We start from the raw sequence: 21242 nt of genomic DNA, 5'->3' as shown, positions 1-21242 counted from the left end.
TCGGGAATTTTTACTCTGTCCAGTTGGTGTAAACGACTATCATATCTTTCCTGTATCACCCTTAATTTGTACTAGCTCAGACCTGATCTGACCGTTACCGGTTATTTATACAGGTGTCTGTCGGATTACATCCGGTTCAGCTCCTTTTCTGCCCGGACACGTTTTCCATCAGATAACCTGGCCACTGGCGTTCGCCCGCCGCACATTTTCCCCTGATGAGTCCGCTCATTATTGTCATGCCATAATCGGTTGTCCGGATCCGTTTGCAGGCTCTCCCGCTCCCTATATGACTTCTTGCGGAACGTGACCTGATAAAAGTCCTGCAAAATCGTTTTATGGAAGCGCTCACCGATGCCGTTGGTCTGTGGGGACATCGCCTTCGTTTTTGTATGGGCGATATCGTTGATGGCCAGATAAAGCTGGTAATCATGCGGCTCCACCTTACCACAGCACTCCGTTCCCCTGTCGGTCAGTCTTCTCAGCACCGGCAGCCCCTGAGCCTCACAGAACGGCAGTACCCGATCATTTAGCAGGTCGGCGGCAGAGTTCGGCGTTTTACTCGTATACCGCTTGCAGTGTGCCACTTTCGGGTACGTATCCACGAACGTCTGCGGGCAGATACGGCCCACACCGTTTAGATCGCCAGCACAGAAGGTGTCCTGCGACCCGGGATAGCCCGGGTGTGCGGTCTCGATTTCGCCACTGGCCTCATCATCATGCGCCTTTTTTCTCCAGCGCGGCGATTGGGGCACCGGTAAGCACGATACCTTCTCTGGCGAACTTTTCCTCAGGCGCCTTCAGGCGTTTACGGAAGTTCTCCAGGTCGTGTCGTTGCCAGATGGCGCGCACGCCGCTGCCGGAGGTAAACACGCCTTTTTTACGCAGCTCATCACTGGTCCGGTGCTGCACGGGGGCCGGGAACTCAACGGCGTATTCAACAACCGCGCGTTCAGTGGCTTCGTCGGCGCGGTTCGTCAGGTTTGGACCCCGGCGGTTCTGGTTAACCAGCGCGTCAATGCCGCCTTCAGCAGCCAGTTCCTGATAACAGTAGAAGGTGTCGCGTGACACGCCCGTGCTCTTGCAGGCTGTTGAGACGTTACCGGGTTATTCGGCGAGATTGAGCAGGCCGGCTTTGTGTTTGATGATGGGATTGTGAGTATGGAGCATCAGGGTGACCTCGTGTTTTGTATAAGGTTTCGACACCCATATCAAAACCGGTAACCCTCAACCTTGCAGGGTCCGCTGTCAGATTACGTCGCGACGAATACAAACAATTTCACCAAAAAGTATTGCGTCGTCTGCACCTCTCATATCAAGGTCAGAATTTCTGACCTTGATATGAGATTACACCCGGATTACTTCTGGTGGTGTGCGGCTGACCGCCGTGGATATCGACGGATTGAGCATCTTTCCATGTCTCATGGAACAGAAAAACGTTGCCATCTTCAACACTGCGATAGAGATCATAATGAAGGCAGCCTTCTTCTGCCCTGGCGGGCTTAATGCCAGCACTCAGTACTTTCTTTAATTCATCAGCCTTACCCGCCGCCGAGATAAATTTTGCGACAATACGAATATTTTTATCTGACATGCTTTTCTCCTGCATAAACTATTCAGATGACTCAATGACATTGAAAACTGCCTGATACACCCAGTACAAGGCGATAATGACATATTCAGATGTGGCACGAAGCTGTTGATATAACTAGTCCTGAATTGGTCGAGCTGAAACAAACAGAAGATAATATCTCTTTTCAGCCATTTTTAATATTTTTATACTTTCTGCTGGTTAGTCTTGCATCGGAAAGAATAATCGAGATCCTGCATTATATATTCAGCTTATTTTAATTGTGTAAAACTTAATGACAGTGCTCGACCAGGGGCAGAACGTCGATTATGCTGACACGCTTACTGTCTGATTACTATCAATTGAGTTCCGGATGAACGCTGCGGCCTTTCTTTTTGCAGGGGTTGTAATATTGCTGTCTGGCTGTAGTACTAACGCCGACAACGAACCGCCACAACAAGCCACGGCAGCTCATGTTCCACTGCGCATTGAAATCTCCAATATTGCGGAAAGCGCCTGTACCAATGCCTGGGGCGTTATTGCATTATCGCGGCAGTTAGACGGCACTTCAGTAGGAATGTGTCAGTTGGCTAATGGTCGTCGCTGTGGTGAAGATGCATTAACCAGTGGTAGCTGCAGACTTTAAGTGTGAACAGGAAAGCAGGACGTCAGCCCTGCCAGAGCGTTATCAGAGGGGCAGTTCATTTGGGCAATATTGTCCCGATACCAGCATCTTCAGGTTTTCCAGAGTTGTTTGTGCGATGCTGGTCAGTGCCTCTGCCGTGAGAAATGCCTGGTGGCCGATGAAAAGGACATTATGATATGCAGACAGGCGGCGAAATATATCATCCTGAATAACATCGTTTTATTTATCCTCAAAGAACAGTGCTTGCTCGTTTTCATAAACATCCATTCCAAGGGAACCGATCCTGGGGGCCGTGCCCGTTTCCTCCAAAAGTCCCATGTTTCACATAAAAAGATTATTTATCATATCGTTAATGGTTTTATTCGTACTCAGTGTCATCTTCATCGCTTAGTGGATCTGCATCCTCCAGAAGACTGTCCAGACTCGTGATCGCAACTCGATCTTCGAAAGAATAATGGCACAGTTGCAAAGATTGCTGCGCTGATAAACTTTGCTGATATTTTCATCAGTAACGCTCCCCATGACCGTATTAAAAGGCCGACATTTCAGTCGTGACATTATTCTGTGGGCGGTACGCGGGTACTGCAAATACGGCATCAGCTACCGTGAACGACAGGAGATGCTGGCTGAACGCGGCGTCAGTGTCGATCACTCCACAATTTACCGCCGGGTCCAGCGCTACGCGCCTGAAATAGAAAAACGACGGCGATGGTGCTGGCGTCAGCCTTCCGGCTTCTGTTCATGGCACCCCGGTGAAACTTATATCACAGTTAACGACAGATGGACTTACCTGTGCCGGGATGTTGACAGCAAAGGACGCACCATCGATTTTTATCTCTCTTCGCGTCGTAACAGCAAAGCGGTATATCGTTTTCCCGGGAAGATTTTAAATAACGTGAAAGGCTGGCAGGTCCCCCGTCTCATCAACACAGATAAGGCTCCCACTTATGGCCGGGCGCTGGCGTGACTGAAACGGGAGGGCCGGTGCCCGCCCGATGTTGAACACCGACAGATTAAGAGCCTGAATAACGTCATTGAATGTGATCACGGCAAGCTGAGAAGGATAATCAGCGCCATGTCAGGATTTAAATCCATAAAGACAGCCTGTGCTACAATCAAAGGGATTGAAGTGATGTGTGCGCTACGTAAAGGTCAGGCCGGGTCATTTTATTGTGGGCATCTCCCGGGCGAGATGCGTCTGGTAAACAGAGTATTTGGAAATTAAGACCTTTCAGTAATACAAAAAGCTGCCTCATCGTGAAACTTGCAACAGTGCCGATTGAACTAATTAGAGGCATCACCCTTTTTGCGCATGGCTATACACGAAAGGTATGTAACCGCCTCTATAATCCCCCCGACGGCCATACTGTTAAGTATGTCCTGAACGGGGACGGCATAGGCTCCTGAAAATGCAGCGCTAAAGATGGCTGGATGAGTTTGACGCTCCGGTGCTGGCAGACAAACTCTAAAGCAGTGCCTTCCCGCTGGTTGATGTTACCGTCATTCCGGATGATGAAATTGCTGGCCATCGCAGCATGGCCGCCCTGACGCTGCTTCAGAAACATATTCATCAGGGAGATCTGGCAGAGCTGGTTGACCGGCTTGCGCCAATTTTACTGGCCGGTTATCTGTCTTCATCGCAGATGATTTCGCTGGTACACTATATAGTGCAGGCAGGCGAGACAGCCGACGCCGAAGCCTTTGTACGCGAACTGGCACAGCGTGTGCTGCAACACGGAGACGCACTTATGACCATCGCACAACAGCTCGAACAGAAGGGTATCGAGAAGGGCATCCAGCTGGGTGAACAACGTGGTATTGAAAAAGGCCGTTCAGAAGGGGAGCGTCAGGCCACTCTGAAAATTGCCCGTACCATGCTGCAGAACGGCATCGACCGCAGTACCGTCATGAAAATGACCGGTCTGACTGAAGACGACCTGGCGCAGATTCGCCACTAATTTTGGCTTTATACTTATATTCGTCAAATGGGATAATCGTATCAGCTGTCGCCAGCGGGGACAAAATTTTTACCCGCTGGCGCTGATTATCACACTATCAAAATAAAATTGAGCTAAAAAAATCAGTTTTCGTAGAATTGGATGTTTGTAATATCAAGATAAACACCATCTATCTGGTCTACCCCTTGGTTCAACATGAAAATCTGTGTCTTTATATCAACTTTGGCACTATGAATTGAAGAAAACACATTAAATTCTCCAGTAATTGGTTCAATTTCATGATTAGTACTATCATTATAACTTCTGGTAGACATAACCCCGTTAGGATCAAAGCCCCCACTTGCTTTGGCCTTAATGGAGAAAGTATATTTCCCCCCAATAGTCAGCGGCGAAATATCCTGAGTTAGGAATGTGCCTGCCGGAATTCGAATAAACGAAATTCCATCTTCTTTCAATACAACAGGTGGTTCACCTGAATACCCCCATCCAGTCAGTCCATTTTCAAAATCACCGTTTGTTACAAGGTTTTTTGTCATGATTTTTTCCTCCATACATTGAACAAATAATTTATTTCTTAATTAAATAAACATCTGTCATATCTGCATATGCATCTTCCGGGTTCGTTTCATTCGGCTCGATCAAGATAAATACATCTATTAATGTATGTAATTTGGTTTCGATGGATATATTATATTCTCTAAATTGCATACTGGGCATTACATCAGTATCATAAGTATTATCTAGAAATCTTCCACCAACATAGACTCTCAATAGGTTACTACTAGTCCTTGCCAGGCAAGAAAACTCGTATGTAGCATCAGGATCAACATTAATATTCTGATGAAAAAAATAACCATTATAAGCGATTCTTGCGAAGTTCAAACCATTTTCCGTGAGAACGCTTACGGACGACTCATATGTGAGTGTCCAGTATTGAAGACCCAATGAAAAATCCCCATTTTTTACTAAGTTATTCATATATTAACCTCTATTAATTTATAAACTATTTAACCTTCATTAGTTGAGAAGGCAGATAATAAAAATATCCAGACCATGACAAAACTAAAATGCCAGAATATTCTATATCAACGTAAAGTTATGCCCCCTTATGGTCTATTTATTTCTTTATATTGTTGTCGATGCATCCTTAACATTATAATTATCATTTTTTTCTTCCTGTACATCTCTAAAATATTTTTTATTGCTTTCATAATCATGACTCATGACCGTAATCACAAACATACTACACGCAAAAGGGCTAACAGCACGCTCACCATGAATTCCTTCAGGAAGAAAAAATCTTATGATGTCCATCGTTGTATCGGTGCCAGTGAACCCCATAAAAGAGGATATGGTGAAATAAATTTTGTTACTTTTTTTGTATTACGACAACTTATAATAAAAGATAAGAACCTGTTGCCGAGGAAAGCATTACTGTAATATCTGATGGCTCCATAAAAAAAGCGTATTCAGCCCCTATATAAACAATGGAAATAGCTACGGAATAAATATCCGAATGGCGGTGCTACATTCATAATGTAACTAGAATCAGACCATATTCCAAATAACTTGATATTAATAATGGATATTAATGATTAGTGATTTATCGTTGATAGTAAAAAACTATCACAACTCATAATATGATCGCTGCAAACTATCTAAAATCTAACTGTAAGTATCCCAGCTCTAACTGGTCGTGACGCAGATTTATTGATAATGATGAAGGGTAAGATACCAACCGATGATCTTATCGTGCATTTCCTCTGACTTCGAAAAGCAAATTGTTCTGCGTGACCTGCCCCCAGTATTAGATACAACCTTCAGTTAGTAATGTCGGTTGGTTTTTCTTCATGTTTCCCGTTTCGCCAGCATGCTGCAAATTCAAGCGGCGTCTGGTAATTCAGCGATGAATGAGGTCTGGACTCGTTATAATCCTGCCGCCAGTCATTAATGATTTTCCGGGCATGAAGAATATCGCTGAACCAGTGCTCATTCAGGCATTCATCCCGAAAGCGTCCGTTAAAACTCTCAATAAATCCGTTCTGTGTTGGCTTACCCGGCTGGATAAGTCGCAGTTCTACACCATGCTCAAAAGCCCACTGTTCGAGCGCACGGCTGGTAAATTCCGGGCCCTGATCGGTTCTTATCGTTGCCGGATAGCCGCGAAACAGCGCGAGGCCGTCCAGAATACGTGCGACCTGAACGCCTGAAATACCGAAAGCGGCGGTGATCGTCAGACACTCCTTCGTGAAATCATCCACGCAGGTCAGGCACTTAATCCGGCGGCCGCTGGAAAGTGCATCCATGACAAAATCCATCGACCATGTCAGGTTCGGCGCATCCGGGCGGAGAAGCGGAAGCCGCTCAGTCGCCAGACCCTTACGGCGTCGCCTGCGTTTTACACCGAGACCGTTAAGGTGATAGATGCGGTAAACCCTCTTGTGGTTGACGTGAAGGCCCTCCCGACGCAATAACTGCCAGATGCGCCGGTAACCAAATCGGCGACGTTCAAGTGCCAGCTCTGTGATACGCAGAGATAGTTGCGCGTCAGCAGCCGGACGCTGAACCGAATAACGGCAGGTTGAAAGGGACAGACCGGCCAGCCTGCAGGCACGACGTTGCGACAGACCCGTTATCTCACACATGACTTCCACGGCTTCCCGCTTCTGGTCTGTCGTCAGAACTTTCGGCCCAGAGCCACCTTAAGCGCCTCCTTATCCAGCATGGCTTCAGCGAGCAGCTTCTTGAGGCGGGCGTTCTCCTCTTCAAGTGACTTGAGCCGCTTCACTTCGGGGACTTCCATGCCGCCAAACTTCTTGCGCCCGGTGTAGAAGGTAGCGTCTGAAATAGCATGCTTGCGGCAGAGTTCCCGGGCCGAAACCCCGGCTTCGGCCTCGCGGAGAATACTGATGATCTGTTCGTCGGAAAATCGCTTCTTCATGGGGATGTCCTCATGTGACTTATGAAGACATTACTAACATCGCGCTGTATTAATCAACGGGGAGCAGGTCATGCGGGTCAGTCGTTTGATATGTGTGCGAAGATTAAGATTATGTCGTTCTGTCCGTTGGGTATATTTCTTGCTCACCACGTGGCTTGTTGCACTTAACAGAACATAGCGCCCTTACAGGGCGAGCGTCACGGCTCTGCCGTTCCGAGGGTGTTCATGACCGGCTCACAGCTTTATACTCTGCGGTATGTTAATTTCTCAGGAAATCATTCACATGGCCCGTAGCAAAGCCCCCAGAAAGCGTAAACCCACGCCCTCGTCCCGACGCGCTATACCCGGATATCCTAAGCGTTTTCTGGTGTCCATTCCGCCCCGGAGCGATTATGACGACCCCGACGAGTTTTTTTACGACACTCCGCAGGATGCCATTCGTCACTGTGTCCACCTGGGGCCACAGTTTTTCCTCGATACACACTTCGACCCGCCTCTCGTCTGCATCATCCGCGGCTTTGAGCCGCCTGACTCACCCGACGGCGATGTCGTCCTTGAGTCCATGCCAGCCGATGTGTTTATTATCGCCACAGAATCCGGCATGCTGCCGGTGACCTTCGCTCCCTGGGATAAACACACCGACAACTGGGCCGATGACTGTGACGACTGGCACTATAATACCGGTGCCACTGCAGAGCGATAATCCGCCGCATGTATATCCCGCGCCCGGCAAAACTGCTGTTCACCACTGATGACGCCTGGAACCGGTATATGGATAAACACGGGGACACCCTCAGCCCCTGGACCGTACTCTGCGTCGAGCGCATGCTCGCCTGCGGCACTGCTGCCATGGGGGTGAAGCGATACTGCTGCGCCTCCCCGGACTGCACCCACACCCGCTTCTTCTGCCAGACCTGTAAATCAAAAGGCTGCAGCTCCTGCGGACATAAGGCCACGGAGCAGTGGATTACAGAGCAACAGCAAATTCTGCCCGACTGCGACTGGCAGCATATCACCTTCACCATGCCCCATCTGCTGTGGCCCTTTTTCAACAATAACTGGCCTCTGCTCAATGCCCTGTTCCGCGCAGCCACCCGCGCCATGCTCCGCTGGGCCAGAAAACAGGGTGTGGAAGTCGGTATCTTCTGCGCCCTGCACACCTACGGTCGCCAGCTCAACCAGCATCCCCACATTCATCTCTCCGTCACCCGCGGCGGGCTTGATATTAAACACGGCGTATGGCGCGACCGCTTCTTTAAAAAGCATGCCGTGGAGGAAATCTGGCGCGGAGCCGTCATCCGGCTGCTGCGCCACAGCTATGACCTGATTAACCCCGGCAGGCTGCCGGGGCTGGGGCATATCCACGACAAAAAACAGTGGCTGCGCTATCTGCAGGCGCAGTACGGGCGCCGCTGGAAGGTCCACTTCGCGAAGAAGACCCGGGGGGCCTGGCGGAGCGTCAAATATCTGGGCCGGTACCTGAAACGGCCCCCCGTGTCGGCGGCGAAGCTGAGGCACTACAGCGGCGGCGCGGTGGTGCACCACTATTACGACCACCGTACGCAGCAGTACCGGCAGCAGACGCTGACGCAGGAAGATATGATCGGACGTTATATCAGCCATATCCCGGCGAAGCATTTTAAGATGGTGCGTTATTACGGTTTTTTATCAAACCGTAAACGGGGTAGCCTGCTGCCGAAGGTGTATGAAGCCCTGGAGATGGAAGCGCGGAAAAAACCGGAGAAGCCCGACTTCGCCGCGCTGATGAAAGAATTTCTGCGCACGGATCCGTACAAATGCATTCTGTGCGGCAACCGACTGCGCTTCAGCAGTGCGCAGGCCGGGAGGCACGCGTCGGAGTTGGTGGCAGAAAGACTGCATAACATCGACCGGAAACGATGGCTTCTGGCACAGACTGCGGGATAAGTGCGTCTGAAAAACAGCTTTCAGGTTAAAAACGCGCCGCAAATGCCATTTTATGACCATAACGTTCCCGATGGCACATCATTACTGCATTACAGACACTGCTGCTCATGGTCAGGAAATTTTTAAAACGATGATTCAGTTTCCTAACCATGAACTTTATAAACCGGCCACGCATCTGTCATATAAAAGGCAATGTTAAATTTGCTTAACAGGGCCAGCAATCGTCGCAGGGTCGGGGCATTTCTCGGGCCGAAGACATGGGCCAGAGCACGTTTGCGGATACGGTCATAAGCATAGAACAACCACCGGGGATTGCTTTTACACCGCACGTAAGACCATTGTTCACCGGCTTCACAGCAGATAACAACCTCCGTTTCGGGGTCGATATTCTCAGCTACCTGCTTTGGCGAAATTTTTTTACGTGCCGCAGAACCGTATTGAGGCTGATACCGAGAACCCGTGCGGTATCGCGACATCCGGAATCATTCATGGCCATATTAACAATGGTCTGGTGTGTGTCTGGTTTGGCACCGGAGTAGCTAAAATTGAGCAGAAAGGTCTTTGAACAATGCTTGCAGATGTAACGTTGGGCACCGGATGCTGAATGTCCGTTACATCGTACAGCATGAGTTTCATTGCACTGAGGGCAGACGACATCAACTTTAGCCATATGTTACATCCAAAGCGCAAAGCATACGTGATCAGCAAGTCTGCGTCACGACCGAGAAAACCAGTTTATTATTAAGTATCCAAAATGATTTTTATGTGTACATAAAAGTGTTATTTTTGCAAAAACTTTTACATTGATGTTTATAACTTATTGAATGTAAATTATTTTAAATTTTATAAGTAAACCCTAGTGGAGTGCATACCATTCTTTATGCTTAAGCGGATTGGTCATGGCACCAAGAATATCAGCCAGCACGTTCACGCTGATAACCAGCCCGCCGACCACCATCACTCCAGCTGAAATTGCCGCGTAATCCTGCTGGCGAATGGCATCCACCAGCCAGCGCCCCAGACCGGGCCAGCTGAACACCACTTCCGTTATGATTGCCAGCGTCAGCATGGTAGAGAACTGTAACCCGAGGCGAGGAATGACCGGGGGCAGCGCGTTGTGAGCCACATGGCGGCGAATAATAACTGGCAGGGAAAGGCCTCGGGTCGCCGCCGCCTTAATATAATTCTGTTCCATCACTTCCCGCGTGCTGATACGCAGCAGTCGTACCACTTCAGTGGTCGGCGCCAGGGCAAGGGTGATCACCGGCAGAATCAAATGGCGCAGGGCGCTGATAAGCATTTCATATCGCCACGGTGAATGACTGAGCCAGGCATCAATCAGTGAAAAACCAGTCATATTCTGGACAGGATAAAGCAGGTCGAAACGACCGGAAACCGGCAGCCAACCGAGCGTCAGCGAGAAAAAAAGCGTCAGCAGCAGCGCCAGCCAGAATACCGGCATAGAGAATCCCAGCAGGGCAAAACCACTGATCAGCCGGTCCGGCCAGCGATTGTGCATTACGCCTGCCGCGATGCCGAGCGGAATACCCGCCAGCATCGCCAGGGTGAAAGCCATGATGCACAACTCCAGCGTTGCGGGAAAAACCTCTCTGATTTGCGCACCAATCGGCTCGCCATTGATCGTTGAAACACCGAAATCGAGCTGAAACAGCCCCTTGTACCAGAACAACATTGCATCAACCGCCGACACACCTTGTAACGGCGCATGGGGCGTGAAAAAACACAGGCTAAAACCAACCAGTGTCAGCATCAGAATCGTCACCAGCCACAGTACCAGACGGCGCAGCGCATAAATTACCATGATGATTTATCCCCATTATTGTCACGCCAGACCCCGGCAAATGAGGCATTACCAAACGGACTCAGTACAAGACCGTGAATATCGTAACGGTAAGCCTGTAGCCGCAAAGATGACGCCAGCGGTAAAACCGGCAACGATTCTGCCAGCAGCATCTGAGCTTGATTGTAATAGTCGATGCGCGAGGAGAGTTGTTGAGAAAGCAGCGCCTTGTATAAGGTTTCATCAAAAGCGGCATCGCACCAGTGAGCAAAATTGGTTTGTGAGCCAATTGCGGCACAGCTCAATAGCGGCCGGAAAAAACTGTCCGGATCGTTACTGTCGGTGGCCCAGCCGGTTAGCGTTAAATCATGATTCATCGCCATCAGTCGTGCCTCCTGGAAACGCCCCTCCACCGGAACGATGGTGACCCGAACACCGACCTGTGCTAAGTCGGCCTGAAGTAATTCTGCCGTCTTAAGCGGGCTGGGATTCCAGGACTGAGACGCGCTGGGAACCCAAAGTGTCAGGTGAAGATTAGCGATCCCCAGCGCCCGCAATTGCTGACGCGATTTTTGCGGATTATATTCAGTCACTTTCGCATTATTATTGTATGCCCATGACGCGCGGGGCAAAATCGAGGCTGCCGTTTCTGACGTGCCGTAATAAATTGCCGCCATCAGGCGTTCATTATTGATAGCCAGCGCCAGTGCGTGGCGTACCTCAGGCAGATCCAGCGGTGCCTTGCGGGTATTAAAAGCCAGATAGGCAATATTCATTCCAGCACGCAGCGTCAGACGCAGCCGCGGATCGTTACGAAGAACAGCCAGCTGACTGGCTGCCGGATAGGCCAGTACATCGCACTCGCCGGTAAGCAGTTTGGACAAGCGACCCGTTCCGCCAGCGCCCATATCGATCACCACCTGCGGCATCCGGGGTAATCCTTTCCAGTAGTCTGGATTACGAGCCAGACGAATATACTGGCCAGTACGGTACTGACTCAGCTGAAAAGGGCCGGTACCGACAGGCTGGTGGTCCAGCTGTTCCTGGCGCCCGGCTTTGGTGAGTTGCGCGGCATATTCTGCCGACAGCACTGGGGCATAGTGTGTTGCCAGATGCCAGAGAAAGGATGCGTCCGAACTCTTTAACCGAATATCAACGGTGTAGTTATCTCGCTTTCTGACGCTCTGCACCGTGTCGGTAAACTGCAGGCTGTCAAAATAGGGATAGCTGCCGCCATTAACGTTATGCCAGGCAGAATGACGGTCAAAAATGCGTTGAAAACTGAATACCACATCGTCTGCATTCATCAAACGGCCGGGAGTGAACCAGTTTGTTTTCTGAAAAGCAACCTCGCGCCGCAGATGAAAACGATAGGTCGCCCCATTATCCAGCACCTCCCAGCTTTCAGCTAGCTCAGGAATTAACCGATAGGTGTAGGGGTCGACATCGAGCAGCCGATCGTACAACTGAACAGCCAGCGTATCAACCACCAGCCCGCCACTAACCATCTGCGGGTTAAAAGTGGTCACAGTACCATTCACGCAATAGACAAAGCCGCTTTGGCGGATATCACCCGGTGAGGATGACCAGGCTGACATATTGACGATGCTCAGGCCCATCAGAAGGGGAATCAGGTATGTGCGCATTGAGTTATCTGGGATTGCAGGCAATTACCAGAGTATACCTTACTCTCTGGTTGCACCCCAAATTGGCCAGCAGACTGCCTGTTTTTAACCCGGATTATCCGCGGCGGCAATGAAAAGTGTGCAAAATGCCCCCGATTACGCTGTGGAAATGAGAAAAATTCTCAACAAAATACTTTACAAGTGATATTGAGAATGATTACTATTCACCTGCACTTCGACGGTGGCTCTACCGAAGAAGAGCGCGACATTGCTCACATTGCTTCCAGTATTTTTCGGCCCGCCTTGCGCGGGCTTTTTTTTATCAAAGGCATATCCCATCGTAGGGACGCAATTTATTGACCGGTATTATTTTTCACGGTTCCAAAATGGCTGCTCTCAACCTCTGTAAAGCTTTGAAGTGCATTTCACGCGGCCTCCTTCACGAAATGCTGAGTCAATCAGCCACCGCAAAGGAAAACCGGAGCTGTTTTAATTGAATGGAATGTTGAGCGTGTAATATCACAACCTTGAGCATCAGGCGACACGCAGATTCTTCCTTTCATCAGCGTTTGGTCACTCCTCGCTGGTTTTCACATCGACGTTATGCTTTTTCATCATGGCCCGCAGCTGGTGATAGGTCAGCCCAAGCAATGCAGCGGCTCGACGCTGATTAAAGCGCGACTGTTGAAGGCTTTTTAATAACAACGCTTTCTCCTGCTGATTTTGCCAGTGGCGTAGATCGAAAGGCAATGCAGGTAATTGCACCTCATGCACATCGCTCTCCGTGTTTTGTGTATAAGGCTCCTGCTGAAAAGGATTGATAATGATACGATCCACGGGCCGATCCGTGACGCCATGGCGATACAGCGAACGTTCGACCACATTTTTCAACTCGCGCACATTACCAGGCCAGTCATATTCCAGCAGCTTCTGACGTGCCGTGGTTGAAAAACCGGGAAACAGTGGCAGTGTCAGTTCGCGACACATCTGAATGGCAAAGTGTTCAGCAAGCAGCAGAATATCGCTGCGACGCTTGCGCAGTGGGGGCAGTTGCACCACATCGAAAGCCAGACGATCAAGCAGGTCGGCGCGAAACTTCCCTTGCCTTGCCAGCAGCGGAAGATCATCATTGGTTGCACAAACCAGCCTGACGCTGACCTGTAACGGCTGGCTGCCGCCAACGCGTTCAAGTTGCCCGTACTCAATGACGCGCAGCAGTTTTTCCTGCACCAACATTGGTGCGGTTGCCAGTTCATCAAGAAACAGGGTGCCACTGTCAGCCCGCTCAAAGCGACCTAAATGGCGTTTTTGCGCGCCGGTAAACGCCCCGGCTTCATGGCCGAAAAGTTCTGAGTCGAGCAGACTTTCATTCAGCGCGGCGCAGTTCAGTGAGATAAACGGCCCCTGCCAGCGTTCAGAAAGATAGTGAAGCCGGCTGGCAATCAACTCTTTTCCCGTTCCGCGTTCGCCAATCACCAGCACTGGCTTATCCAGTACCGCGACGCGCGATACCTGTTCCAACACTTCCAGAAAATTATTCGCTTCGCCCAGCAAACTGTCGTTAAATTCGCTCATCAAATTAATCAAAAGTTAGTGAATAAAACCACGTTAACGCAGCATTTCACTAAGGTAAAGTCATTATTTAACAATAAAATCATTGCGATAAAAAATGGCATGTAATTTGCCTAATAACAGCCAGCACGGTGTGCAATCAGACTTAACCAATGAGGATTATGATTATGGGTATTTTTTCTCGCTTTGCCGATATTGTTAACGCCAATATTAATTCCCTGCTTGAAAAGGCTGAAGATCCACAAAAACTGGTGCGCCTGATGATTCAGGAAATGGAAGACACGCTGGTTGAAGTTCGCTCCACTTCCGCCAGAGCGCTGGCGGAAAAGAAACAGTTGATGCGTCGCATCGCTCAGGCAGAGACCCAGCAGGCGGAATGGCAGGAAAAAGCGGAACTGGCCCTGCGCCGTGAAAAAGATGATTTGGCACGCGCCGCGCTGATTGAAAAACAAAAGCTGACTGAACTGACCACATCGCTGAAAAGTGAAGTGGATCAGGTGGAAGAGACGCTGACCCGCATGAAGGGAGAAATAGTTGAGCTGGAGAAAAAACTCAGTGAAACCCGGGCCCGTCAGCAGACTTTATCTTTGCGTCATCAGGCGGCCTCATCTTCACGTGATGTTCGTCGCCAGCTTGACAGCGGTAAAATCGACCAGGCAATGGCACGTTTCGAATCGTTTGAACGCCGTATTGATCATATGGAAGCCGAAGCGGAAAGCCAGCGTTTTGGCAAACATAAAACATTGAATCAGCAATTTGCTGATTTGCAGGCGGACGATGATATCGGTGAACAGCTGGCAGCGTTAAAAACCAAAATGAACTGCAGTGAGTAATACGATTTCATACAGGCAGGGCTAAATTTCAAGGAGAGTCAATGAGCGCGTTATTTCTGACCATTCCACTGACCATATTTGTGTTGTTTGTGGCACCGGTCTGGTTATGGCTTCACTACAGCAATCGCCAAAGTAACAGCGATGAGTTGTCACCCGGAGAACGCCAGCGGTTGCAACAGTTAACTACGGATGCAGGCCAGATGCGTGAGCGTATTCAGGCGCTGGAAGAGATTCTGGATGCTGAACATCCAAACTGGAGGCAACAATGAAAGGAGGTAAAAAGCTGTACCGCATTCCGGTGCGCGGGAAACTGAAAGGCGTTTGTGCGGGAATTGCTGATTATCTCGATATTCCGGTGCAACTGCTGCGGGTGATTGTGGTGCTGTCGATGTTTTTCGGCTTATTTATGTTCACTCTTATCGTTTACTTTGTACTGGCGTTTGTGCTTGATGAACAGCCGGAAGAGGTTGTCGCACGGCATGGCAGCGAACCGTCAGTACATCAACGGCTTGAACAGTTAAGTCGCGAACTGCAAAGCGGAGAGCACAGCCTGCGCAATATGGAGCGTTATGTCACGTCAGAAACCTTTAGCGTGCGCCGTCGTTTCCGTCAGCTATGATGAGCGGCCCACCTGCGGGTCCTGTTTCTTTTCTGGAGAACAGCCATGCGTAACGGTTATTCGGCAGTCAGGCGTCACATCAAACCCGTGCTGAAAAAGACCGGTAAATTTGTTTTAATCGGCGTGCTTACATACGCTCCGGCAGGCCTGACAGGTCTGCTGGTGAAGTCGGTTACGCGCCAGCCGTTGAAAATCGCACTGGCCTGGGCGCTGGAGCCATTAATTCGACGTACCATGCGCGGTGCGATCTCACGCTGGCATAAATCCTGAATCGCGTTATAGCTGGTTTGGTGGAGACAGAACACGGATGTATAACAAGGACAGCGGGTGATGAAACGACTGCAGAATGAACTCTTGTCGCTGGTCAATCGGGGTACTGATCGCCATTTACGGCTTGCGGTAACCGGCCTCAGTCGCAGTGGTAAAACCGCTTTTATCACCTCTTTGGTTAATCAGTTGCTTAACGTCCATGCCGGTGCTCGCCTGCCGATGTTTTCGGTGGTGCGCGAGGATCGTCTTCTGGGGGTTAAGCGCATGCCACAGCGGGATCTTGGCATTCCTCGCTTCACCTACGATGAAGGACTGGTGCAGCTTTACGGCACGCCGCCAGCCTGGCCAACACCGACGCGTGGCGTCAGTGAAATGTGTCTCGCTTTACGCTATCGCTCACGTAAATCGCTGCTACGGTATTTTAAGGACATCGCCACGCTTTATCTCGATATTGTCGATTATCCGGGGGAGTGGCTGCTTGATTTACCGATGCTGGCGCAGGATTACTTTAGCTGGTCACGTCAGATGACCAGTCTGCTTCAGGGTACGCGTGCCCAATGGGCGCTTGAGTGGCAGCAGAGCTTTGAGGGGCTTGATCCTTTTGCTCCGGCAGATGAAAACCGGCTCGCCGGTATCGCGGCAGCCTGGACCGATTACCTGTTGAAATGCAAAGAAGAGGGAATGCATTTTATTCAGCCCGGTCGCTTTGTGCTGCCCGGCGAAATGGCAGGGGCTCCGGTGCTACAGTTTTTCCCCTGGCCGCAGGTGGAGACGCCAGCAGAAGTCCGGCTGGTACAGGCTGCTGATACCAGCAATATAGGTGTGCTTCGCGCCCGCTACCGCTATTACTGTCAGCATGTGGTAAAGGATTTCTATAAAAACTATTTCCTGCGTTTTGATCGGCAAATTGTGCTGGTTGACTGCCTGCAGCCACTCAATAGCGGACCTCAGGCTTTCAACGATATGCGACTCGCGCTGACACAACTGATGCAAAGCTTCTCTTACGGACAGCGAACGCTGTTCCGCCGCCTGTTTTCACCGGTTATTGATAAATTGCTGTTTGCGGCCACCAAGTGCGATCACGTTACCAGCGACCAGCACGCCAGCCTGGTTTCTCTGCTGCAACAGCTGATTCAGGATGCCTGGCAAAACGCTGCATTTGAAGGCATCAATATGGACTGCGTCGGGCTGGCTTCGGTGCAGGCAACCCAAAGTGGTTTCGTTGATCATCAGGGCAATAAACTACCCGCGCTGCGTGGGCACAGGCTGGCAGATAATCAGCCGCTAACAGTCTACCCCGGAGAAGTGCCGCCACGCCTGCCTGATCGGGTCTTTTGGCAGCAGCAGGGCTTTCATTTTGAACAGTTCCGGCCACAGCAGCCGGAAATCGAACATCCATTACCACACATCCGCCTGGATGCTGCACTGGAATTTTTACTGGGGGATAAGCTGCGATGAGCGAACCGTTAAAGCCACGCATAGATTTTACTGAACCGCTGGAAGCGGATAACGTACCTTCCCTGAAGACGACACAGTTTTTTGACCACGAGCAAAGCCAGTTTATCGCTGTCGACGCGGAAGAAAACAATGTGGTCGGGGAGGGAGCTGGCGAGCAGGCGGTTGAAGCCGCTCTGCGACCCCAGCGCAGCCTGTGGCGAAATATGGTCAAGGCCGGACTGGCCATCGTGGGTGTCAGCGTGGCTGCACAGGGCGTGCAGTGGGCGCACAGCGCCTGGCTTCAACAGGACTGGATTGCATTGGTGGGCTGTGCAGCGGGTGGATTGATTGTGTGTGCGGGCGCGGTTTCACTGATTGCCGAGTTGCGACGACTCTGGCGCCTGCGTGAACGTGCTGAGGAGCGCGATCTGGCGCGTGCCTTAATGAGTGGTCAGGAGAGGGATAAAGGCCGCGCCTTTTGTGAAAAACTGGCGGAGCGGGCAGGAATCGATCGCAGTAATCTGGCTTTGCAACGCTGGCATGCTTCGCTGCATGAAACGCAAAACGATCGTGAGGTCATTGTTCTTTATGCACAGCTGGTTCAGCCCATATTGGACAAACAGGCTCGCTATGAGATTGGGCGAAGTGCCGCTGAATCGACACTAATGATTGCGGTCAGTCCGCTGGTGTTGGTGGATATGGCGTTTATCGCCTGGCGTAATTTACGTCTGATTAACCGAATTGCCATGCTGTACGGCATCCAGCTGGGTTATTTAAGTCGTCTCAGACTGTTTCGTATGGTGATGATGAATATTGCCTTTGCCGGTGCCTCCGAACTGGCGCGGGAAGTGGGAATTGACTGGATGTCACAGGATCTTGCGGCCCGTTTTTCAGCCAGGGCAGCACAGGGTATTGGTGCTGGTTTACTGACGGTGCGCCTCGGAATTAAGACCATGGAACTCTGTCGTCCGTTACCATGGCTGGAAGATGATAAGCCTCGTTTAGGTGACTTTCGACGGGATCTGATCGCCAGATTAAGGGAAACGCTGCAGAAATAGGCGGCTGTCAACAATTCCTTCCATACTGCTTCTGGCCACGGCACGAATAGAGTATCATCGTGGACCGCCCGCTATGATGAAGGTTACAACGTATGCGTCTGGAAGTGTATTGCCAGGATCGACTGGGTCTTACCCGTGAGCTGCTTGATTTACTGGTGGCACGTGGCATTGATTTACGGGGTATTGAAATTGCGGCCACCGGGCGTATCTACCTCAATTTCTCCACTGTGAATTTCGAACAGTTCAGCCTGCTAATGGCAGAAATACGCCGTATACCTGACGTGACAGATGTCAGGACAGTGGCATTTTTACCTTCCGAACGGGAACACCGGGCGTTGAGTGCTTTGATGGTGGCGCTACCGGAGCCTGTATTCTCCATCGATCTGAAATGTAAAATCGAGCTGGCAAATCCGGCCGCACAGATGCTGTTTTCCCTCGACGAAGAAAAAATGCGGCACACTAACCCTGACGCATTGATCGCTCATTTTAATTTTCAGCGCTGGGTTGAGAGCGGACAGCTTACGCCGCAGATCCATCACGTTGTTATTCAGGGCGGTGATTTTCTTATGGAGATCACCCCAATTTATGATGAGGAGACTCAGGATGCGCCTGGAAGCGCAGTTGGGGCCGTGGTGATGTTGAAATCTACCGCCAGAATGGGGCAGCAGTTGCAAAATGTCGCGGTGAATGATGACAGTGAGTTTCAGCATATTGTGGCGGTAAACCCAAAAATGCGTCAGCTTGTCGAACAGGCGCGCAAGCTGGCTATGCTGGATGCGCCTTTGCTGATTACAGGTGATACCGGCACCGGTAAGGATATGCTGGCACGGGCCTGCCATCTGCGAAGCGCACGCGGTAAAAATCCGTTTCTGGCGTTAAATTGTGCTTCACTTCCCGATGATGTGGCTGAAAGTGAGCTGTTCGGCCATGCAGCAGGCGCTTATCCAAATGCGTTGGAGGGGAAAAAAGGCTTCTTTGAGCAGGCCAATGGCGGTTCGGTATTGTTGGATGAAATTGGTGAGATGTCGCCGCGAATGCAGACAAAGCTGCTGCGGTTTCTTAACGATGGCACCTTTCGTCGGGTAGGCGAAGAGCACGAAGTGCATGTTGATGTCCGTGTCATTTGCGCCACGCAAAAAAACCTGACAGCGCTGGTGCAACGCGGCGAGTTCCGTGAGGACCTCTTCTACCGGCTTAATGTATTGACCTTGAACCTTCCGCCGTTGCGCGATCGTCCTCAGGATATTATGCCGTTAACCAGCCTGTTTGTTGCTCGCTTTGCCTATGAGCAGGGGCTGGTGCGTCCCCGACTCTCGCCACTGCTCAATGTTTTTCTCTGCCGATATAACTGGCCGGGCAATGTGCGTCAGTTAAAGAATGTTCTCTATTGCGCATTAACGCAGCTTGAAGGAGAGGAGCTGCGGCCTCAGGATATTGTGCTGCCAGAATTTTCTGTTGATATGCCAATGGATGAAGACGTGCTGGAGGGATCGCTTGATGAGATCACCAGTCGCTTTGAGCGTTCCATTCTGATGCGGCTTTATCTCTCTTATCCCAGCACGCGCAAGCTGGCAAAACGGCTGAACGTCTCTCATACCGCCATTGCCAATAAGCTGCGTGAATACGGGCTGGGTCAGAAGAAAAACGACGCGGAAGAACAAGGGTAGTTGGGGAAAAAGGCCAGCAGCGACATGCTGGACTGAGTTTAACGCGCTGTTATTTGAGTGCAGCCAGAGCGGCGTCATAATCAGGTTCAGTGGTGACTTCTTCCACCAACTGGCTGTAAAGTACGCTATCTTTCTCATCCACCACCACTGCCTGACTGTATGCTGCCAGTTTTTGGCTGACCTAGGTATAGCCATGCTGAACAGCCCCTGCCAGGGGGTAATGATGCTGTGCTGGAAAACTTTATCCATCCGCTGCCAATTTGCGGCGATGAGAGTTGCCACACCAGGGAACGTCTGCCGGGTCTGATGGGCCGTTATGACATGGTGAATATTAAGCCCGACAAAACGGGGGGACTGGTGGAAGCGCTGCTGCTGGCGTCAGAGGTTAAAAATCGGGGTTAGACATAATGTTATGCTGTATGCTTTGCACCTCACGGGCTATCCGCGCAACTTTACTACTGGTCAACGTCGCCCGGTACATCGACATCGACGGTCCCGTATGGCTTGCTGTCAATGTCGGACCTGCCCTGGCGTTCAGCTGTGGCACGCTAGCCCTGACCGGGTTGCCAACGGAGTAGAGCGACCTGCGTTGCCAGATATTTTTCGCTGGCTTCATCGGCAGAGACAGGCGGTAATTCAGCGGTGATGAACAGCCTGCCGTATTGCACACGCCAGCTGCCAAACGATCCGGGTGTGTCGTAACCCGGCGAGCTTACCCGTGGCAGGTTCATTCTGTCGGCAAGCCAGTGCCCCAGCGAACTGCACTGCGGATCATCGTCAATACAGGCCAGTGGCCCATGAAAAGTGGCAATCCATGCCGGCCGCGGTTGTTCAATCAGATCGCACAATGCACGGGTTTCCGGCTCCGATGCAGGTTGTGCTCCAGATGACAGCACAACATCTTGCTTTTCGGCTCTGCTGTTCCAGCGGTATAGAGTATCGCTGGGTTGCCAGTCATCAACCAGGAAATTACGATTTAAATCCACACCACGAACATTCGCCCGCAGGCCGAGCTGCAGCCATCCGGGTTCATTGCCAGCACGACATGACGACGACGATGTTCATCCTTCAGCGTGCGCATGGCACAGGAAAGTGCCACTACCGACGCGGTTTCATCACCGTGGGTGCCGGCGAGAATCAGTCCACGTGTTTCATCGGTAGCTGGAGCCGGAAACCATAAAAGAGGTGCTCATGGCACACTGTAGCCGTAGATCTGACCTGTTGCCGTGAGTGTGCCATGCTGTGAGCGGTGGTGGGTCAATGACATATCGTTTTTCTCCGGGAGATTTTATCCAGGTTGACATAAAACATCAGAGAAAAAA

At 50.7% G+C, this 21242-nt stretch carries 18 protein-coding genes and 10 pseudogenes; 13 read left to right on the top strand and 15 right to left on the bottom strand.

The features are described from left to right. Window positions 1-125 precede the first annotated feature (125 nt). Both LU633_RS13395 and LU633_RS13390 read right to left on the bottom strand, forming a co-directional pair. Window positions 126-1167, bottom strand: a pseudogene (locus LU633_RS13395) (helix-turn-helix domain-containing protein). A gap of 151 nt (window positions 1168-1318) precedes the next feature. Then, window positions 1319-1591, bottom strand: a complete 273-nt coding sequence (locus LU633_RS13390; RefSeq protein ID WP_016169738.1) for a putative quinol monooxygenase — start codon at window positions 1589-1591, stop codon at window positions 1319-1321. A gap of 349 nt (window positions 1592-1940) precedes the next feature. Here LU633_RS13390 and LU633_RS13385 point away from each other — a divergent pair, with 349 nt between their 5' ends. Beyond that, window positions 1941-2213, top strand: coding sequence for a putative hemolysin (locus tag LU633_RS13385; protein ID WP_016169737.1), 273 nt, complete (start codon window positions 1941-1943; stop codon window positions 2211-2213). 42 nt (window positions 2214-2255) lie between these two features. Here LU633_RS13385 and LU633_RS13380 read toward each other — a convergent pair. Further along, a pseudogene (locus LU633_RS13380) lies at window positions 2256-2498 on the bottom strand (2-hydroxyacid dehydrogenase); the annotation flags it as partial. Window positions 2499-2733: 235 nt separating this feature from the next. On the opposite strand from LU633_RS13380, the pseudogene LU633_RS13375 reads away from it, so the two are divergent. Further along, window positions 2734-3438: pseudogene (locus LU633_RS13375) on the top strand (IS6 family transposase). A gap of 196 nt (window positions 3439-3634) precedes the next feature. Beyond that, window positions 3635-4171 (top strand): annotated as a pseudogene (locus tag LU633_RS13370) (Rpn family recombination-promoting nuclease/putative transposase); the annotation flags it as partial. A gap of 122 nt (window positions 4172-4293) precedes the next feature. Here the strand turns inward: LU633_RS13370 and LU633_RS13365 are convergent. The 6 genes and pseudogenes from LU633_RS13365 to LU633_RS13345 all read right to left on the bottom strand — a co-directional run. Then, window positions 4294-4707 (bottom strand): carbohydrate binding domain-containing protein, encoded by a 414-nt coding sequence (locus tag LU633_RS13365; RefSeq protein ID WP_040465248.1) that lies wholly within the window; start codon window positions 4705-4707, stop codon window positions 4294-4296. A 31-nt stretch (window positions 4708-4738) separates the two neighbouring features. Beyond that, window positions 4739-5149: a carbohydrate binding domain-containing protein gene (locus tag LU633_RS13360; RefSeq protein ID WP_016169732.1), complete on the bottom strand. Its 411-nt coding sequence runs from the start codon at window positions 5147-5149 to the stop codon at window positions 4739-4741. Window positions 5150-5296: 147 nt separating this feature from the next. Beyond that, complete coding sequence (locus LU633_RS13355) at window positions 5297-5485, bottom strand: hypothetical protein (RefSeq protein WP_152664162.1); 189 nt, start codon at window positions 5483-5485, stop codon at window positions 5297-5299. 393 nt (window positions 5486-5878) lie between these two features. Next, window positions 5879-5965 (bottom strand): annotated as a pseudogene (locus LU633_RS26225) (IS1 family transposase); the annotation flags it as partial. 26 nt (window positions 5966-5991) lie between these two features. Beyond that, window positions 5992-7112 (bottom strand): IS3 family transposase gene (locus tag LU633_RS13350; RefSeq protein ID WP_152664161.1). Its coding sequence is split into 2 segments (ribosomal slippage): window positions 5992-6854 and window positions 6854-7112, totalling 1122 coding nucleotides; the frame shifts between segments, so codons are not numbered across the junction. A gap of 66 nt (window positions 7113-7178) precedes the next feature. Beyond that, window positions 7179-7283 (bottom strand): annotated as a pseudogene (locus LU633_RS13345) (IS1 family transposase); the annotation flags it as partial. Window positions 7284-7479: 196 nt separating this feature from the next. Here LU633_RS13345 and LU633_RS13340 point away from each other — a divergent pair. Beyond that, a complete protein-coding gene (locus LU633_RS13340; protein ID WP_052734695.1) occupies window positions 7480-7815 on the top strand; it encodes a hypothetical protein in 336 nt (111 codons plus the stop codon). An 8-nt stretch (window positions 7816-7823) separates the two neighbouring features. Continuing rightward, complete coding sequence (locus tag LU633_RS13335; protein WP_046371891.1) at window positions 7824-9038, top strand: IS91 family transposase; 1215 nt, start codon at window positions 7824-7826, stop codon at window positions 9036-9038. A gap of 155 nt (window positions 9039-9193) precedes the next feature. Here the strand turns inward: LU633_RS13335 and LU633_RS13330 are convergent. From LU633_RS13330 to pspF, 4 genes and pseudogenes are all read right to left on the bottom strand, one after another. Beyond that, a pseudogene (locus LU633_RS13330) lies at window positions 9194-9708 on the bottom strand (IS1 family transposase); the annotation flags it as partial. A 186-nt stretch (window positions 9709-9894) separates the two neighbouring features. Beyond that, window positions 9895-10860 (bottom strand): putrescine export ABC transporter permease SapB, encoded by a 966-nt coding sequence (gene sapB, locus LU633_RS13325; protein WP_016169730.1) that lies wholly within the window; start codon window positions 10858-10860, stop codon window positions 9895-9897. After that, the gene (gene sapA / locus LU633_RS13320; protein ID WP_016169729.1) at window positions 10854-12485 is read right to left on the bottom strand and encodes an ABC transporter substrate-binding protein SapA; all 1632 of its coding nucleotides are present in this window, start codon (window positions 12483-12485) and stop codon (window positions 10854-10856) included. Before sapA ends, sapB begins: the two co-directional genes overlap by 7 nt. Window positions 12486-13037: 552 nt before the next feature. After that, window positions 13038-14039: a phage shock protein operon transcriptional activator gene (gene pspF / locus LU633_RS13315; protein ID WP_016169728.1), complete on the bottom strand. Its 1002-nt coding sequence runs from the start codon at window positions 14037-14039 to the stop codon at window positions 13038-13040. 164 nt (window positions 14040-14203) lie between these two features. Between pspF and pspA the strand changes: the two genes are divergently transcribed. The 7 genes from pspA to tyrR all read left to right on the top strand — a co-directional run bounded on the left by pspA (window position 14204) and on the right by tyrR (window position 19920). Next, a complete protein-coding gene (gene pspA, locus LU633_RS13310; RefSeq protein WP_016169727.1) occupies window positions 14204-14869 on the top strand; it encodes a phage shock protein PspA in 666 nt (221 codons plus the stop codon). A gap of 41 nt (window positions 14870-14910) precedes the next feature. Beyond that, a complete protein-coding gene (gene pspB, locus LU633_RS13305) occupies window positions 14911-15138 on the top strand; it encodes an envelope stress response membrane protein PspB (protein ID WP_016169726.1) in 228 nt (75 codons plus the stop codon). Beyond that, a complete protein-coding gene (gene pspC, locus LU633_RS13300) occupies window positions 15135-15488 on the top strand; it encodes an envelope stress response membrane protein PspC (RefSeq protein ID WP_016169725.1) in 354 nt (117 codons plus the stop codon). Before pspB ends, pspC begins: the two co-directional genes overlap by 4 nt. Window positions 15489-15533: 45 nt before the next feature. Next, window positions 15534-15758, top strand: a complete 225-nt coding sequence (pspD, locus tag LU633_RS13295) for a phage shock protein PspD (protein WP_016169724.1) — start codon at window positions 15534-15536, stop codon at window positions 15756-15758. 60 nt (window positions 15759-15818) lie between these two features. Next, window positions 15819-17216 carry a YcjX family GTP-binding protein gene (locus LU633_RS13290; protein ID WP_016169723.1) on the top strand — a complete coding sequence of 466 codons (1398 nt, stop codon included), beginning with the start codon at window positions 15819-15821 and terminating at the stop codon, window positions 17214-17216. After that, window positions 17213-18253: a TIGR01620 family protein gene (locus LU633_RS13285; RefSeq protein WP_016169722.1), complete on the top strand. Its 1041-nt coding sequence runs from the start codon at window positions 17213-17215 to the stop codon at window positions 18251-18253. Before LU633_RS13290 ends, LU633_RS13285 begins: the two co-directional genes overlap by 4 nt. 92 nt (window positions 18254-18345) lie before the next feature. Then, window positions 18346-19920, top strand: a complete 1575-nt coding sequence (gene tyrR / locus LU633_RS13280) for a transcriptional regulator TyrR (RefSeq protein WP_016169721.1) — start codon at window positions 18346-18348, stop codon at window positions 19918-19920. 49 nt (window positions 19921-19969) lie between these two features. Here the strand turns inward: tyrR and tpx are convergent. Beyond that, window positions 19970-20068 (bottom strand): annotated as a pseudogene (gene tpx / locus LU633_RS13275) (thiol peroxidase); the annotation flags it as partial. On the opposite strand from tpx, the pseudogene LU633_RS13270 reads away from it, so the two are divergent. Beyond that, window positions 20060-20498, top strand: a pseudogene (locus LU633_RS13270) (enolase C-terminal domain-like protein); the annotation flags it as partial. The pseudogenes tpx and LU633_RS13270 overlap by 9 nt on opposite strands. On the opposite strand, the pseudogene mpaA reads toward LU633_RS13270, so the two are convergent. Next, window positions 20469-21187: pseudogene (gene mpaA / locus LU633_RS13265) on the bottom strand (murein tripeptide amidase MpaA). The pseudogenes LU633_RS13270 and mpaA overlap by 30 nt on opposite strands. Window positions 21188-21242: the final 55 nt, after the last annotated feature.

Source organism: Erwinia tracheiphila (genome assembly GCF_021365465.1).
Lineage (GTDB): Bacteria > Pseudomonadota > Gammaproteobacteria > Enterobacterales > Enterobacteriaceae > Erwinia > Erwinia tracheiphila.
The sequence above is the reverse complement of the archived record's forward strand: the minus strand, read 5'-3'. Positions and strand labels throughout refer to the sequence as shown.